14 protein-coding genes are annotated in these 16,067 nt (G+C 71.6%); 10 read left to right on the top strand and 4 right to left on the bottom strand.

Translation table 11 applies throughout. The features are described from left to right. Positions 1-21 precede the first annotated feature (21 nt). From ftsY to HNR16_RS10960, 5 genes are all read left to right on the top strand, one after another. Positions 22-897 (top strand): signal recognition particle-docking protein FtsY, encoded by an 876-nt coding sequence (gene ftsY / locus HNR16_RS10980; RefSeq protein ID WP_158039769.1) that lies wholly within the window; start codon positions 22-24, stop codon positions 895-897. Positions 898-1,001: 104 nt separating this feature from the next. After that, entirely contained in the window at positions 1,002-2,006 is a 1,005-nt protein-coding gene (locus HNR16_RS10975; protein ID WP_158039768.1) for a permease, read from the top strand. After that, entirely contained in the window at positions 1,999-2,937 is a 939-nt protein-coding gene (locus HNR16_RS10970) for a TIGR03943 family putative permease subunit (RefSeq protein ID WP_158039767.1), read from the top strand. Before HNR16_RS10975 ends, HNR16_RS10970 begins: the two co-directional genes overlap by 8 nt. Before the next feature lie 16 nt (positions 2,938-2,953). After that, entirely contained in the window at positions 2,954-4,354 is a 1,401-nt protein-coding gene (locus HNR16_RS10965; protein WP_158039766.1) for a hypothetical protein, read from the top strand. A gap of 119 nt (positions 4,355-4,473) precedes the next feature. Further along, positions 4,474-6,117, top strand: a complete 1,644-nt coding sequence (locus HNR16_RS10960; RefSeq protein WP_158039765.1) for an ABC-F family ATP-binding cassette domain-containing protein — start codon at positions 4,474-4,476, stop codon at positions 6,115-6,117. A gap of 28 nt (positions 6,118-6,145) precedes the next feature. Here the strand turns inward: HNR16_RS10960 and HNR16_RS10955 are convergent, their stop codons facing one another. Genes HNR16_RS10955 through HNR16_RS18290 form a run of 4 tightly spaced genes read right to left on the bottom strand, consistent with a single transcriptional unit; the run spans position 6,146 to position 8,983 of the window. Next, a complete protein-coding gene (locus HNR16_RS10955; RefSeq protein WP_158039764.1) occupies positions 6,146-7,303 on the bottom strand; it encodes a PQQ-dependent sugar dehydrogenase in 1,158 nt (385 codons plus the stop codon). An 8-nt stretch (positions 7,304-7,311) separates the two neighbouring features. After that, positions 7,312-7,920, bottom strand: coding sequence for a gamma carbonic anhydrase family protein (locus tag HNR16_RS10950; RefSeq protein ID WP_158039763.1), 609 nt, complete (start codon positions 7,918-7,920; stop codon positions 7,312-7,314). 44 nt (positions 7,921-7,964) lie between these two features. Further along, positions 7,965-8,624 carry a response regulator transcription factor gene (locus tag HNR16_RS18295; RefSeq protein WP_225737793.1) on the bottom strand — a complete coding sequence of 220 codons (660 nt, stop codon included), beginning with the start codon at positions 8,622-8,624 and terminating at the stop codon, positions 7,965-7,967. Further along, complete coding sequence (locus HNR16_RS18290; RefSeq protein WP_244960559.1) at positions 8,621-8,983, bottom strand: sensor histidine kinase; 363 nt, start codon at positions 8,981-8,983, stop codon at positions 8,621-8,623. The genes HNR16_RS18295 and HNR16_RS18290 overlap by 4 nt, the downstream gene beginning before the upstream one ends. Positions 8,984-9,191: 208 nt before the next feature. Between HNR16_RS18290 and HNR16_RS18830 the strand changes: the two genes are divergently transcribed. The 5 genes from HNR16_RS18830 (at position 9,192) to HNR16_RS10920 (ending at position 16,026) form a co-directional block, all read left to right on the top strand. Continuing rightward, a complete protein-coding gene (locus HNR16_RS18830) occupies positions 9,192-10,661 on the top strand; it encodes an ABC transporter ATP-binding protein (RefSeq protein ID WP_338109158.1) in 1,470 nt (489 codons plus the stop codon). 151 nt (positions 10,662-10,812) lie between these two features. Continuing rightward, on the top strand, positions 10,813-11,979 hold the full coding sequence (locus tag HNR16_RS18825; RefSeq protein WP_158039760.1) for an ABC transporter permease: 1,167 nt from the start codon (positions 10,813-10,815) through the stop codon (positions 11,977-11,979). Between the two features lie 105 nt (positions 11,980-12,084). Further along, a complete protein-coding gene (gene ffh / locus HNR16_RS10930; RefSeq protein ID WP_158039759.1) occupies positions 12,085-13,647 on the top strand; it encodes a signal recognition particle protein in 1,563 nt (520 codons plus the stop codon). A gap of 22 nt (positions 13,648-13,669) precedes the next feature. Beyond that, positions 13,670-14,770: a LacI family DNA-binding transcriptional regulator gene (locus HNR16_RS10925; RefSeq protein WP_158039758.1), complete on the top strand. Its 1,101-nt coding sequence runs from the start codon at positions 13,670-13,672 to the stop codon at positions 14,768-14,770. 263 nt (positions 14,771-15,033) lie between these two features. Continuing rightward, positions 15,034-16,026: a substrate-binding domain-containing protein gene (locus HNR16_RS10920; RefSeq protein ID WP_158039757.1), complete on the top strand. Its 993-nt coding sequence runs from the start codon at positions 15,034-15,036 to the stop codon at positions 16,024-16,026. Positions 16,027-16,067 lie beyond the last annotated feature (41 nt).

Below are 16,067 nucleotides of genomic sequence, written 5' to 3'. Positions count from 1 at the left end.
CGCTGCGGGTAGCCTGGGCGCATGGCGGAACGCACTCCCTGGTCCCTCGGCAGCGCGCTGCGCGGCATGTTCGGCAAGAAGACGATCGACGAGACGACGTGGGAGGACCTCGAGGAGGCGCTCATCGGCGCGGACTTCGGCCCCGACCTCACGGACCGGATCGTCGAGCATCTGCGCGCCGAGGTCGATCGGTACCGCACGGAGGACCCGAAGGACCTCAAGCGCATGCTGCGGGAGTACATCGAGGAGACGCTCAGCGAGTACGACCCGACGCTGAAGCTCAGCGAGCGTCCCGCCGTGACGCTCGTCGTCGGCGTCAACGGGGTCGGGAAGACGACCACGATCGGCAAGCTGGCGAAGTTCCTCCGGTCACACGGCCGCTCGGTCGTGATCGGTGCGGCCGACACGTTCCGTGCGGCGGCGGTCGAGCAGGTGTCGACGTGGGCCGGTCGGGCGGGTGCGCTCGTCGTGCGACCCCAGCAGCCGGGCCAGGACCCCGCGTCGGTCGCCTACCAGACCGTCGAGGCCGCGATCCGCGACGGCATCGAGATGGTCATCATCGACACCGCCGGGCGCCTCCAGACGAAGGGCGGGCTCATGGACGAGCTCGGCAAGGTGCGCCGCGTCGTCGAGAAGCTCGCGCCCGTGAGCGAGGTGCTGCTCGTGCTCGACGCCACGACCGGGCAGAACGGCGTCTCGCAGGCCGAGGCGTTCATCCAGCACGCCGGGGTCACGGGGCTCGTCATCACGAAGCTCGACGGCTCGGCGAAGGGCGGATTCGTCCTGAACGTGCAGGAACGCACGGGGCTGCCGATCAAGCTCATCGGGCAGGGCGAGGGCATCGACGACCTCACGGGCTTCACGCCGCACGTCTTCGCCGAGAAGCTCGTCGGCTGACGGCTGACGGCTGACGGCTGACGGCACGGCCCCCTCGCGGCCATCGCCGAGCGAACAGCAGGTCGTTCCCGGCTCCCCGGGCGCGGGCCGGGTACCATTCCGGGGTGCCCGCCCTGAGAACGAGAACCGCTGCCGTCGCGTGGGCGCTCGCGGCGGTCCTCATCACGATCGGCCTGTTCGCGATCCGCGTCCTCACGGCCGATCTGCCCGTCGACGCGCTCCCGTCGGCGGTGCGCGACCTGTTCACGCTCGCGATCAGCGTCTTCGTCGAATCGCTGCCGTTCGTGTTCCTCGGCGTCCTGCTGTCGATCCTCGTCCAGCGCTGGCTCCCGCCGACGCTCCTCGACCGGATCCTGCCCCGCGTGCCCGTGCTGCGCCGTGCGGCGCTCTCCCTCCTCGGCGTGTTGCTGCCCGTGTGCGAGTGCGGCAACGTCCCCCTCGCGCGTGGCCTCATGCTGCGGGGCTTCACGGTCTCGGAGGCGCTCACCTTCCTGCTCGCGGCCCCCATCCTCAATCCGGTCACGATCATCACGACCTACCAGGCGTTCGGGTGGAACGACGGCGTCCTCGTCTCGCGCATCATCGGCGGGTTCGTCATCGCGAACCTCCTCGGCTGGCTCGTGAGCCGCCATCCGCGGCAACACGAACTGCTCACCGGTCGCTTCGAGGCGACCTGCCAGGCCCATCACGATCACCCCGAGACGGGATCGCGCATCCGCCGCAGTGCCGAGGACTTCGCGACCGAGACCGGCACGATGCTCCCCGCGCTCGCGATCGGTGCGCTCCTCGCCGGCATCATCCAGGTCGGCGTGCCGCGCGAGGTGCTCGTCTCGCTCGGGTCGAACCCCATCTGGTCGGTGCTCGCGCTCATGACGCTCGCGTTCGTCGTCTCGGTCTGCTCGAACGTCGACGCCTTCTTCATCCTGTCGTTCGGCTCGACGTTCATGCCCGGCGCGATCGTCGCGTTCCTCGTGTTCGGCGCGATGGTCGACATCAAGATGCTCGCGCTCCTGCGCACCACCTTCACGGGGCCCACACTCGTGCGTGTCACGATTGTCGTCGCCCTCTGCTGTCTCGTTCTCGGATTCGGGGTGAACCTCTTTGCATGACCCGCTTCGCACGCGCCTTCTCGGTCTCGCGCTGAGCCTCGTCGGCATCGTCGCGGTGCTCTGGCTCGCGTTCACCGGCGGGCTCAGCCTCTACATCCACCCGCGGTACTTCGGGTTCACGATCACGATGGCGGTCCTCGGGGCCGTCATGATCGTCGCCGCCATCGTCTACCTCCTGCGCGGGCGGGGCGGGGGAGCCGGCGACGGACGCGACCACGATCACGGCCCCGGTGCCGCTCGACGCGGCCGTCGCCACACGGGCGCCCGACGCGGCACGGCCCGGACGCGGACGGCCGGCGGCCACACCCACGGCTCGCACGGCGCGGGCTCGTCCGCCACGGCGCTCCTCGAGCACGCGGACGACGACCACGACCACGACCACGGCTCGGGAGCCGAGGAGACGCGCCGTTCGCGCGCGTGGAACGTCGCGAGCGGCATCACGCTCGTGCTCGTCGCGACCCTCGTGCTGCTCGTCCTGCCGCCCACGACCCTCACGACGTCGCTCATCGACAAGCGCGACATGAACGCCGCGGCCGCCGCGGCCCAGGGCGAACAGGTGCAGCTCGCGGGCGCCGACACCTCGCAGTTCACGGTGCGCGACTGGGCGGGTCTCCTGCGTCAGGGGGCCGACGCCGCGACCCTCTCGGGCATGACGCCCACGCTCGTGGGTTTCGTCACGCCCGATCCGGACGACCCCGAGGACACCTTCTTCGTCGCACGATTCACGGTGACGTGCTGCGCCGTCGACGCCCAGCCGGTCGGCGTGCCCGTCTACCTCCCCGGCTGGGAGCAGCGGTTCCCGGTCGACAGCTGGGTCGAGGTGTCGGGGCCGTTCATCACGAACCCCTCCGCCCGCAGCATGCAGACCGTCGTCGTCGACCCGGTCTCGATCGCGCCGACCGAACAGCCCGCACAGCCGTATGTCACGTGAGCCGTCCGGGTCGCGCGTGGGGTTGCGGGCCGAGCGACGCGACCGGGAGGGGCGTCGGCGCTTCTCGAACTCCGTCCTCGCCGTCATCGGGGTGCTCGTGCTGCTCGCGGCCGGCCTCGGCGCGGCGGGTGCACTGCAGGGCCCCAAGGTGCGCGATGCGGCGATCAACGTGCAGGCCGCGATCGAGCGCGACGGTCAGCGGCTCGTGCTCGAGGCGAACCAGGCGATCGAACCCGTCGATCCCGCGAACGTGCGGATCGAGCCGGCGACGCCCGCCGATGTGACGAGCGACGGCGGACAGATCGTCATCCAGTTCGCCGATCCGCTGCACTATGCGACCACGTACCACGTCGAGGTCGATGTGCGGGGCACCTCGACGGGCGCGAGCTCGACGCTCCGCCACGATTTCACGACCCCCGACATCGACGTCCGCACGCTCGTGCGCGGTGACGCCGCGACGCCGGACCGGATCGTGCGGACGTCGCTCGCGGGCACGACCGACGGCGCCGTTGAGTTCGAGGCCCCCACCATCCAGGAGTTCGCGGTCTCCGGCGACGCGCTCGTCGCGGTCACCCTCGACGACGCGAAGCTGCCGTCCGTGATCGTCGCGACGCCCGCGGACGGACGCTCCGAGCCGATCGCGATCCCCGAGGCGAGGGCGATCCGTGATCTCGCCGCCGCACCGGGGGAGACGATCTTCGGGTACGTCGTCGCGTCGTACGGCAGCGAGAACCTGCTCACGGGTGGTGGTCGCCTGTACATCCGCGACCTCGCCGATCCGTCCGGTGTCTCGAAGGAGGTGACGGGGATCGGCGGTGCGCCGCTCGACGTGAAGAACTGGGCGTTCGTGCCCGGGACGACCTCGGTCGTCGTGCAGACCGTCGACCTCCAGATCCTCGTCGTCGACGTCGTGGCGGGCGGTGAGCCGCTGCAGGTGGGGCAGCACAGCGAGGTGCGCGGGTTCCTGCCGGGGACCGTCGAGCTCGTGGTCGCCGACCCGACGGGCAGCTCGACGATCGATCTCACGACGGGTGAGATCCGGCAGATCACGCTCCCGCCCATCGACGTCGGGCCGGGCCTCTACCCGGGCGCGTTCCTCATGCTCGACGAGGAGCACTTCGTCGAACAGTTCTCCCGCTTCGACACGTCGGGGGAGTTCACGTCGGCGCTCTTCCTGTCGAGGCCGGACGGCATCGCCGAGCTCTATCGCCCGCCGGCGTCGACGAGCCGCATCAACGCGGTCTGTCTCTCGCCCAACGGCCAGTTCCTCTCGGTCGAGGTCGTGCCCGAGAGCGGGCGACCCGACGGCTACACGATGAACCCGGGCTACACCGAGACGACCACCTACTTCGTGCAGATCGCCGACGGCACCTCGACGAGCGGCGCACCGGGCATGTCGCCCGATTGGTGCCGCTGACCACGACCGCGCCGCCGCCGCGTTCCGGGTGGTTTTCGGGGTTCCGGGGCACCCGGAACCCCGAAAACCACCCGGAACGCGTGGGATGCGTCCGTGCGCGTCGGCGCTACGGTTGAGTGGTGACTGCAACGCTCGTCGCCCACGCGCTCGCGGGCGGATACGACCACCGGACCCTGTTCGACGGGCTCGAACTGACCGTCGCGCCGGGGGACGTCGTCGGGGTCGTCGGGGTGAACGGCGCGGGCAAGTCGACCCTGTTGCGCATCCTCGCGGGTCGGCTCGAACCGCAGGCGGGTACGGTGCAGCTCGCGCCGCCGGACGCGTTCGTCGGCTACCTGCCGCAGGAGCACGAGCGCGTCGCGGGCGAGTCGATCGCCGCGTACCTGGCCCGCCGCACGGGGTGCACCGACGCGACTGCCGGGATGGAGCGCACGCTCGAGGCGCTCGGGGACGGCGGCGACGACCGCGCGAACGACGCCTACGCCGCCGCTCTCGACCGGTGGCTTGCATCCGGGGCAGCCGACCTCGACGAGCGGATCCCGGTCGTGCTCGCCGAGCTCGGTGGTGCCGAACTCGACGCGGACGCGCACATGACCTCGCTCTCCGGCGGGCAGGCCGCGCGCGTCGGGCTCGCGGCCCTGTTGCTCTCGCGCTTCGACCTCGTCCTGCTCGACGAGCCGACGAACGATCTCGACCTCGACGGACTCGAACGGCTCGAGACGTTCGTCACCGTGCAGCGCGGCGGTGTCGTGCTCGTGAGCCACGATCGCGAGTTCCTCGCCCGCACCGTGACGCGCGTGCTCGAACTCGACCTCGCGCAGCACGCGAACCGTGTGTACGGCGGCGGGTACGAGTCATATCTCGAGGAGCGTGCGACCGCGCGGCGGCACGCGCGCGAGGCGTACGAGGAGTACGCGGAGCAGCGGGCGGACCTCGTGGGCCGTGCACGCACCCAGCGCGAGTGGTCGAGCAAGGGCGTGCGCAACGCGATGCGCAAGTCCCCCGACAACGACAAGATCCGGCGTCGGGCGGCGACGGCGTCGAGCGAGAAGCAGGCGCAAAAGGTGCGGCAGATGGAGAGCCGCATCGCGAGGCTCGAGGAGGTCGAGGAGCCGCGCAAGGAGTGGCGCCTGCAGTTCTCGATCGGTTCGGCGCCGCGATCGAGCGGTGTCGTCTCGACGCTCGACGCCGCGATCGTGCGACAGGGCGACTTCACGCTCGGCCCGGTCTCGCTCCAGGTCGACGCGGGTGACCGTATCGGCATCACGGGGCCCAACGGTGCGGGGAAGTCGACGCTCCTCCGGCTGCTGCTCGGGCGCACCACGCCGGACGAGGGTCGCGCGAGCGTCGGCGCATCCGTCGCGATCGGCGAGGTGGATCAGGCACGTGCCCTGTTCGCCGGGTCGACGAGCCTCATCGAACGGATGGGCGAACTCGTCCCCGACCTCGCGGCCGAGCCCCTGCGCACCCTGCTCGCGAAGTTCGGGCTCGGGGCCGACCACGTGCACCGCGCGGCCGGCGCGCTCTCGCCCGGCGAGCGGACCCGTGCCGCCATGGCACTCCTGCAGGCGCGGGGCGTGAACGTGCTCGTGCTCGACGAGCCGACGAACCACCTCGACCTCGAGGCGATCGAGCAGCTCGAGCAGGCCCTCGACGCCTACGAGGGCACGCTCCTGCTCGTCACCCACGACCGCCGCATGCTCGAGGCGGTCCGGCTCGATCGCGCGATCCGTGTCGAGGCGGGGCGCGTCGTCGAGAGCTGAACCACGCGGGCGCGACGGACGATGGCCGTCAGGTGGCGGGAACGCTCACGAGCCGGTCGTCGCCGTCGTTCGGCGAGCCCCGCCCGTCGGTGTTGTTCGTGAGCACCCAGAGCTGCCCCTCACCGCCGGGCACGACGTCGCGCAGGCGACCGAGCGAGTCGGCGAGCCAGGGTGTCGCCGTGGCCTGGCCGTCGGGGCCGATCGTGATCTGCCAGAGCGTGCGGCCACGGAGCGCCGCCATGAAGAACGAGCCGCGTGCCCACGTGAGGCCCGAGGGGCTCGCGTCGTTCGTCGGCCACTGGGCGACCGGATCGACGAAGCCCTCGGCGCCGACCTGCCCCTCGACCGTGGGCCAACCGTAGTTCGCGCCGGGCTCGATGCGGTTCAGCTCGTCCCACGTGTCCTGTCCGAACTCGCTCGCCCAGAGCTGCCCCGGGCCGTCCCACGCGAGGCCCTGCGGATTGCGGTGCCCCATCGAGTACACGGCCGTGCCGAAGGGGTTGTCGGACGGGACGGACCCGTCGAGGCCGATCCGCAGGATCTTGCCGCCCAGCGAGCCCGGATCCTGCGCGTTCGCGGGCACGCCCGCGTCACCCGCGGTGACGTAGAGCAGATCGTCGGGCCCGATCGCGATGCGGCCACCGTTGTGGTTGCTCGCGCGCGGGAGTCCCTCGAGGATCACCTCGGGCGTGCCGAGCCGGAGCTCGTCCCCCTCGGTGCCGAGCGGGAACCGGACAACGCGATTGTCGGCGGCGGCGGTGAACATCGCGTACAGCGCGGCGTCGCCCGTGAGCTGCCCCTCGTGGGCATGCAGCGCGAGGCCCATGAGGCCGCCCTCGCCGCCCGCGTCCACGCCCGCCACGGTCGCGAGCTCCGAGACGTGGCCGTCGGGGTGCCAGCGCAGGATGCGCGCCGTGTCGCGCTCGGAGACGAGGGCGCCGCCGTCGGGCAGCGGTGCGACGGACCAGGGGGCGGCGAGCCCCGTCGCGAGGTCGCTCGGTGTGCCGAGCGAGCTGATCGTCCCGCCGTCGTATGCCCACGGGGTCGTCGGGGGGCTCGCATCCGTCGTCGTGGACGCCGCCGGGGCCGGGGAACCCGTCGGGGTCGGTTCCGGGCCGCCGGCGCACCCCGTGAGCAGGACGAGCACCGAGATCGCCGCGAGGGCGGGGCGGATCGTCCGGGGCATCGCGTCGCCTAGTCCGTCGTCGCCGGGTCGTCGTCGACGTCGAGCGCCGCGAGCGGGTTCACGGGCGGCCAGGGCAGCGCCTGGTCGACGCGCGGCTGCGCGTGCGCGAGTTCGACGTACGCCGCGGCGTGCGGGATGAACGCGGCCGACTCCTCGGCGCTGAGCTCGCGCCGCACCTTCGCGGGCACGCCGGCCGCGAGCGAGGTGGCGGGGATCTCGGCGCCCTCGAGGACGACCGCCCCGGCGGCGATGAGGGAGCCGGTCCCGATGACCGAGTGCGACAACAGCGCCGACTTCATGCCCACGAGCGTGCCGTTCCCGACGGTCGAGCCGTGGACGAGCGCCTGGTGCCCGACGGTCACGTCGTCACCGAGCGTCGTCGGTGCGTCGGCGTCGACGTGCACGACCGTGCCGTCCTGCAGGTTCGTTCGGGCACCGATGCGGATGCTGCCGCTGTCACCACGCAGCACGCACCCGTAGAACACCGAGGAGTCGGGGCCGATCTCGACGTCGCCGATGATGACGGCGGTCGGCGCGATCCACGCCGAGGGGTGGATCCGCGGTGCCCGTCCGCGGAAGGGGAGGATGAGGGGGCCCGGCGTCGCTGCACTCGTCATGCTCCGATGCTCCCAGGCGTGCCTGCGTCCGTCCAGGGTCGCCGTCACCGTCCGGGCCGGAGGAGGCCCGACTCGTAGGCGATGATGACGAGCCGCGCACGATCGTGGGCGCCGAGCTTCAACATGATGCGCTTCACGTGCGTCTTCGCCGTGTGCGGCGAGATGACGAGGGTGGCGGCGATCTCCTCGTTCGACCGGCCACGCCCCCCGAGCGTGAGGACCTCGAGTTCGCGGGCCGTGAGATCGGCGACACGATCCGACGACGCTTCCGGGGGCGGCAGGTCACGCATCCGTGCGACGTCAGTCGTCGCGGCAGCCGGGGAGAGCAGGGACTCGCCCCCGTGCACGGCACGCACGCCGCGGGCGATCTCGCTCGGTTCCGCACCCTTGCCGAGGAACCCGGCGGCCCCCTCGCGGAGCGCATCGAACACGTGCTCGTCCTCCTCGAAGGTCGTGAGGACGAGCACGCGACTCGTCGCGAGCGTGGCGTCGGCGCGGATGGCCCGCGTCGCCTCGATGCCGTCCGTGCCGGGCATCCGGATGTCCATGAGCACGACGTCCGGATGGAGCCGTCGCACGAGCGCGAGCGCCGCCCGCCCGTCGGCCGCCTCGCCGATCACCTCGATGTCGTCCTCCGTGTCGAGCAGGGCGACGAGCGCGCCCCGTACGAGCGTCTGGTCGTCGACGACGAGCACGCGGATCATGCGTCGCCCGCCGGCCCCCTGAGCGGGAGGTGTGCTTCGAGCGTGGACGTCGGTCCGAGCCGTTCGGCGAGCACGTGACCCCGCACGGTCGCGACGCGCTCGCGGAGGCCGAGGAGCCCGTGTCCCGTGCCCGAACGCCGGGACGTGTCGTCGACCGGATTCCGGACGACGATCCGCAGGGTCTCGTCGTCCGCGTCGAGCGTGACCTCCGCCATGCCGTCGTCGCCGTGCCGGTGTGCGTTCGTGAGTCCCTCCTGCAGCACGCGGTACGCGACGACGTCGACTGCGGGCTCTAGGCGGGCGCCGTCGGTCGAGTCGGCAACGGTCACGTGCAGACCCGCCCCGGCGAACGAGGACACGAGCCGATCGATCGTCGCGAGCCCGGGCACCGCCGTGTCGGCGCCGACCGTCGTGACCGGTTCGCGCAGCGCGGTGAGCAGGGCGGAGGTGTCCGTGAGGATGCGGCCCGAGGCGGTGTTGATGCTCGCGAGGGCCTCTCTCGCGCGCCGGGCGACGCTCGAGGTGCCCCGCGGCGACGCCGGCGTTCAGGTTGATGACCGTGATCTGGTGCGCGACCACGTCGTGCAGGTCGCGGGCGATCCGGACGCGCTCCTGGGCCGTCGCCCGTTCGGCTTCCGCGGTCGCCCTGAGTTCTGCCGCCGCGGCCCGTTCGGAGAGGGCGCGGAGCGTGTGCCGGTGCGCTCGCGTGACCTCACCGACGGCGACGAAGATCGCCAGGAACCCGAGGCCGCGCAACACGTCCGTGAGCGGCGGCTCACCGGCGCCGTCGATCATGAGCGGCACGGTCGCGACCGTCGTCGCGGCGACGCACACGGCGGATCGACGCCGGTCGTCGCCGGACACGATCGTCGCGAGGACGATGCCGATCCCCACGGGCAACGGTTGCTCGACGCCCTGGGCGACGACGAATCCGGCGACGGCGAGCACGAGGAGTGTGATGAGCGTCGCGATCGGGAACCGGTGGCGCGCGCACACGAGCAGCCCCGGGACCAGCCACAGCGCGATGACGAGCGGATCGTCGACGTGTTCCTCCGCGACGTTCGCGATCGCGGTCCCGAGCACGGCGAGGACGGCCAGGACGTCGAGGAGCACACGACGGCGGGGCATCGGTTCGCGCATGCTCCGAGTATGCGGGCGGCGCGTGTGGACGACATCCACCGCCCGGTGTCGTCGTCCGTCCCCCGGGGAGGGTACGGGGCGCGGACGGTGCCCCGAGCGGGGGCCACGGAGTGCACCCGGTGCGGCGATGTCGAACCGGTCGTCCACGACGGAGTCTGTCCGCGGAGCGTCGGGACGACCCGGCGTCAACGAACGGAGGACACGATGCAACCGATCTTCACGGCGAGAGGCGTCCACAAGCACTACGGGCACGGCGCATCCCGGTTCGAGGCGCTCCGTGGCGTCGAGCTCGACGTCCACGAGGGCGAGACGCTCGCGATCGTCGGCCGGAGCGGCTCGGGGAAGTCGACGCTCATGCACGTGCTCGCGCTCATGGACCGGCCCGACGGCGGCACGTTGCTGTTCGAGGGCGAGGACACGGCGCGGCTGCACGGGGCACAACTCGACCGCATCCGCGGCCGCTCGTTCGGCTTCGTCTTCCAGCAGTTCTTCCTGCTGCCCGGTCGCCCCGTCTTCGACAACGTCGCGATTCCGCTCGTCATCGCGGGGGTCTCGCGGCGCGAGCGGCGAGCGGCCGTCACGGACGCCCTCGAACACCTCGGCATCGCGGACAAGGCGGGCAATCGCGCGACGGAACTGTCGGGCGGTCAGCGGCAGCGCGTCGCGATCGCCCGCGCGATCGTCGCCCGGCCGCGAGTCGTCTTCGCCGACGAACCGACCGGGAACCTCGACACGTCGACGGGCGCGCAGGTCGAGGACCTCCTGTTCGACCTCAACCGGCGGCTCGGGATCACGCTCGTCGTCATCACACACGACGCGGAGCTCGCCGAACGCTGTGATCGACGCGTCCACGTGCGCGACGGTGACGTGCACGCGGCCGAGGCGGTGGCGGCATGAGGAGCGGGGATCTCGTCGCGACCGCGGTCGGGAACACGTTCCGTTCGCGCACGCGGACGGTGCTCACGGTGCTCGCGATCTTCATCGGTGCGTTCACGCTCACGATCACCGCCGCGATCGGTGCGGGGGAGGGCGCTACCTCGACGACACCGTGGCGTCGTACGGCGCCGAGAACCGTCTCACGGTCGTGCAACCCGATCCGACGACGATCATCGCGGACGGCGCACCCGCGCCGTACGACGCCGAATCGCAGCGGGGCGGTGATCGGAACGGCTCGCCCCTGGAGAACGCCCCGGGTGCGGGGATGTCACTCACGGCGATCGAGCCCGGGCACATCGCGACGCTCGAGTCGCTCTCGGGCGTCGCGGGGGTGAGGCCCGTCAGGGACGTCGACGTCGAGTACGTCTCGGCCGTGGACGGTGCGCGCTTCGGCATCCCGATGGCCTCCGCCGGGGTGAGCGCGCAGCCGCAGGTCGCGGCCGGCTCGTCGCCGGACCAGGCCTCGTCGCGCTTCGAGATCACCGTCCCCGAGCTGTACGCGGACGACCTCGGCTACGCGGCACCGCAGGAGGCCGTGGGCGGGAACCTGACGCTCGGCGTGTCCGACGCCTCGGGCGAACTGCACGAGGTCTCGGCCGTCATCGTCGGCGTCACGCAGCCGCCGTTCACGATGCTCGACGAGTCGCTCGCGCCGAACGCCGCACTCGAATCAGAGCTGATCGAGCTGGCGCGCCTCGGGTTGCCGCCCGGGACGCCGGAGATCGTGACGCTCGTGACCGTCGACGCCGATCCCTCGCTCGATGCGGCGGGCATCGCTGCGCTGCAGGCACGGATCGATGCGCAGGGGTTCCACGCCGACACCCTCGCGGACCAGCTCGGCGCGATCCGCTCGATCGTCGACGGCATCCTGCTCGTCCTCAACGCGTTCGCGGCCGTCGCGCTCGTCGCAGCGGGGTTCGGCATCGTGAACACGCTGCTCATGAGCGTGCAGGAGCGGACCCGCGAGATCGGGCTGCTGAAGGCGCTCGGCCTCGGATCCGCCCGCGTGTTCGCCCTGTTCACGGTCGAGGCGCTCGTGATCGGACTCCTCGGGGGCGCCCTCGGCATGCTCGCGGGGACGACGCTTGGTGGGATCGCGAATCCACTGTTGGCCGATGGCGCACTCACGGGACTCCACGGCCTCACCCTGTTCACGATCGAACCAGTGGGGCTCGCCACGACGCTCGTGATCGTGCTCGGCATCGCGCTCCTCGCGGGAACCGTGCCCGCGCTGCGGGCCGCACGAAAGGACCCCGTGGACGCCCTCAGGACCGAATGACACCCCGTTGCGCGGGGACGGTGCGCGCGCCGTCCCGCGCAACCGGGGCGTTGCGGCGGGCGACGGGCCCGTCGCGCCGCGTCGCCCGGTAGGATGTGCGGCACTATGGCCATTTTCGGGAACCTCTCCGACCGTCTCGCCGAGACGCTCGCCAACCTGCGCACCAAGGGCAAGCTCACCGCCTCGGACGTCGACGGCACGGTGCGCGAGATCCGTCGCGCACTGCTCGAGGCCGATGTGGCCCTGCCGGTCGTCAAGGACTTCACCGCGCACGTTCGCGAGCGTGCCCTCGGCGACGAGGTGAACCGCGCGCTCAACCCGGCGCAGCAGGTCGTCCAGATCGTCAATGACGAGCTCATCCGCATCCTCGGCGGGCAGGTGCGCCGTATCGAGTTCGCGAAGCAGCCACCGACCGTGATCATGCTCGCGGGCCTCCAGGGCGCCGGCAAGACGACGCTCGCAGGCAAGCTCGCGAAGCAGCTGCGCGCCGACCGCCACGCGCCGCTCCTCGTCGCCGCGGACCTGCAGCGACCGAACGCCGTGCAGCAGTTGCAGGTCGTGGGCGAGCAGGCCGACACGCACGTGTTCGCGCCCGAGCCCGGCAACGGTGTCGGCGACCCGGTGCGCGTCGCGAAGGACGCCGTCAAGTTCGCCCGCGACAAGCAGTACGACGTCGTCATCATCGACACGGCCGGCCGACTCGGCGTCGACGCCGAGCTCATGAAGCAGGCGTCGAACATCCGCAAGGCGACGAACCCCGACGAGGTGCTGTTCGTCATCGACGCGATGATCGGTCAGGACGCGGTCGCGACCGCGAAGGCGTTCCAGGAGGGCGTCGACTTCACGGGGGTCGTGCTGTCGAAGCTCGACGGCGACGCGCGCGGTGGTGCGGCGCTCTCGGTCGCACAGGTGACGGGCAAGCCCATCATGTTCGCGTCCACGGGTGAGGGGCTCGACGACTTCGAGGTCTTCCACCCCGATCGCATGGCGAGCCGCATCCTCGACATGGGTGACATCCTCACCCTCATCGAGCAGGCGCAGCGCGCGTTCGACGAGGACGAGGCACGCAGGGTCGCCGAGAAGCTCGCGACCGAGGCGTTCACGCTCGACGACTTCCTGCAGCAGATGCAGCAGCTGCGGAAGGCCGGCAACCTCAAGAAGATGATGGGCATGCTGCCCGGTATGGGGCAGATGAAGGAGGCGCTCGACAACTTCGACGAGCGCGAGATCGCCCGCACCGAAGCGATCATCCAGTCGATGACGCCGGCCGAGCGGCAGAATCCGAAGCTCCTCAACGGCTCGCGACGCGCACGCATCGCGCGCGGTTGCGGTCGCACGGTGACCGACGTCAACGAGCTCGTCAAGCGCTTCGACCAGGCGGCGAAGATGATGAAGACCGTCGCCCGCGGCGGAACGCCGCAGATCCCCGGCATGGGGCCGGTTCCCGGCGGCTACGGCCGGGCGAAGGCCGCGAAGGCGGCCAAGGGCAAGCAGAAGGGCAAGGCGCGCTCGGGGAACCCCGCGAAGGCCGCGCGCCAGGCGATCGAGCAGCCCACGTCGACCTCGGCGCCCACGGGGGCAGGGTTCGGTGCCGCTGCGGGCGGGACGGGTACGGGGCAGCCCTCGGAGGAGGAGCTCGCCCAGTTGCAGAAGTTCCTCGGTCGCTGAGCACGGAGGGCGATCCGGTCGCATGACCGGCCAGGACGAGCACCGATTCGGCGGATCGGCACACGAGGCGAGCGAGCGTCGGCCGACGCTGCGCGACGTCGCGGGCGCCGCCGGGGTCTCGAAGTCCCTCGTGTCGCTCGCGTTCCGTGAGCCCGAGCGCGTGAGCGACGAGCGGCTGCAGCGCATCACCGACGCCGCGCAGCGACTCGGGTACCGTCCGAACCTCGTCGCCGGGGCGCTCAAGGCAGCCCGGGGTGACTTCGTCGGCATCCTCGTCGCCGACCTCCACAATCCCGTCTTCGTCGACATCGTGGAGGCGGCGCGGCGTGAGCTCGCGGCGCACGGCCGGGTCGGGCTCGTCACGAGCGCACGCATCCTCGACGCGCGCGGCGAGTACGTGCCGGACACGCGCATGCTCGACACCTTCGCCGATCTGCGACCGAGCGGCGTGATCGTCGTCGGATCCGCACCCGGCCTGCACCACCCGCTGCTCGAGGGGGCGGGCGGTGACGTCGTCTTCGCGAGCTCGATCCCCGACGAACTCCCCGGCGCCCTCGTGCTGCGGGGCGACGAGGGCGTCGGGATGGGACTCGTCGTCGATCACCTCGTGGCGCGGGGCCACCGGGCCATCGCCCACCTCGGGGGCCTCGGCGGGAGCGTCGCGGAGGCGCGGGCGCGGGCGTACGAGGCCGCCGTCCGGCGGCACGGCCTCGACCCGATCGTCGTCGCGTCCGACCTGACCGAGCGGGGTGGCGCGGCGGCCGCCGCCGCGGCGCTCGCGGAGCGCGACGACATCACGGCGCTGTGCGCGGGCAACGACCTCGCGGCCGTGGGCGCCGTGACGGCGGCGGCGGACGCGGGGCGGTCGGTCCCGGACGACCTCGCGGTCGTCGGCTACGACGACACGTATCTCGCGGGCCTCGGACCGATCTCGCTCACGACCGTCCGCGTCGACAGCGAGAGCGTCGGCGTACTCGCCGCGCGAGCGCTCCTGGAGGAGCCGTTCCGCCCAGGGGAGCGGCTCCTGCGTCCGCGTCTCGTCGTCCGCCGGTCGAGCGGGTCGGGCCGGGAGGCGCCACGCGACGCCCCGGACACGCCTCCAGCCGCGTCGCGCGCGGACTGACCGAGCCCGTCGCGCTCGGACCGAGGGTGCACACAGGTGTCCCACCATTCGAACACGCTGACCGTTTGATGAAAATCTCTGAGTTGTGCTAATGTTCGGTCATTCTCTGAACCGAGACGCTGCATCGAGGGTGATGCGCTCGAGGTCGTCGCTCCGGCGACGCGGAGACCGCGTCCGGCGAGGTTGCCGGGGGAGCGGCTCGGATCGGGGTCGATCGTCGACCATGCGGGTCGGGATCGTGATGGAACGTGAAGGAGCATTCCATGAAGAAGTTCACCAAGCTGCTCATCGGCCTCGGCACCACGGCACTCGTCGTCGGGTCGCTCGCCGCGTGCTCGAACCAGGGTGGGGCCCAGGAGCAGAGCGGCGACGGCGGCGGTACCGTCCCCGGCGTCGATTCCGGACTCACGATCGCCCTCGTCACGCACGCCGCACCCGGCGACACGTTCTGGGACATCGTGCGCAAGGGGGCCGAGGACGCCGCGGCCGCCTACGGCGTCGACCTCCAGTACGCGAGCGACCCCGACGGCTCGCGCCAGTCCCAGCTCGTGCAGCAGTACGTCGACCAGGGCGTCGACGGCATCGCCGTCAGCCTCGCGAAGCCGGACGCGATGCAGAGCTCCGTCGAGGCCGCCGTCGCCGCCGACATCCCCGTCGTGTCGATCAATGCGGGTGAGGACCGCTGGAAGGACATGGGCATTCTCGCCCACTTCGGCCAGAACGAGGAGAAGGCGGGCATCGCGCTCGGCGAGTACCTCCAGAAGGACGGCTACCAGCACCCGATCTGCGTCATCCAGGAGCAGGGGCACGTGGGGCTCGAGGCCCGCTGCGCGGGCATCAAGAGCATCATCCCCGGTACGGAGATCCTCTACGTCAACGGGCAGGACATGACCCAGGTCGAGTCGACCGTCACCGCGAGCCTCCAGGCGTCCACCTCGGCCGACATCATCATCGGCCTCGGTGCGCCGTTCGCCCTGACCATCCAGCAGGCGGCGACGAAGGCCGGCAGTGACATCAAGGTGGGCTCGTTCGACCTCAACGCCGACGTCGCGCAGCAGATCAAGGACGGCGGCATCCTGTTCGGCGTCGACCAGCAGCCCTACCTGCAGGGCTACCTCGCGGTCGAGGCGCTCGTGCTGAACAACACCGGCGGCTTCGTGATCGGCGGCGGTGAGCCCGTCCTCACGGGCCCCGCGATCGTCGACACGTCGAACGTCGACGCCGTGCTCGAGTACGCGCAAGAGGGCAAGCGCTAGCGACCCCGCACACGGGGGACCGGGGCATCCCCGGTCCCCCG

Source organism: Pseudoclavibacter chungangensis (assembly GCF_013410545.1).
Taxonomy (GTDB): Bacteria; Actinomycetota; Actinomycetes; order Actinomycetales; family Microbacteriaceae; genus Pseudoclavibacter; species Pseudoclavibacter chungangensis.
Note: the sequence above shows the minus strand (reverse complement) of the source record. Positions and strands in the feature narration are given on the sequence as shown.

Excerpts from the sequence above, each read along its gene's own strand:
- ftsY (WP_158039769.1), top strand. The coding sequence starts at position 22 with ATGGCGGAACGCACTCCCTGGTCCCTCGGCAGCGCGCTGCGCGGCATG.
- HNR16_RS10955 (WP_158039764.1), bottom strand. The coding sequence starts at position 7,303 with ATGCCCCGGACGATCCGCCCCGCCCTCGCGGCGATCTCGGTGCTCGTC.
- HNR16_RS10950 (WP_158039763.1), bottom strand. The coding sequence starts at position 7,920 with ATGACGAGTGCAGCGACGCCGGGCCCCCTCATCCTCCCCTTCCGCGGA.
- HNR16_RS18295 (WP_225737793.1), bottom strand. The coding sequence starts at position 8,624 with ATGATCCGCGTGCTCGTCGTCGACGACCAGACGCTCGTACGGGGCGCG.
- ffh (WP_158039759.1), top strand. The coding sequence starts at position 12,085 with ATGGCCATTTTCGGGAACCTCTCCGACCGTCTCGCCGAGACGCTCGCC.
- HNR16_RS10925 (WP_158039758.1), top strand. The coding sequence starts at position 13,670 with ATGACCGGCCAGGACGAGCACCGATTCGGCGGATCGGCACACGAGGCG.
- HNR16_RS10920 (WP_158039757.1), top strand. The coding sequence starts at position 15,034 with ATGAAGAAGTTCACCAAGCTGCTCATCGGCCTCGGCACCACGGCACTC.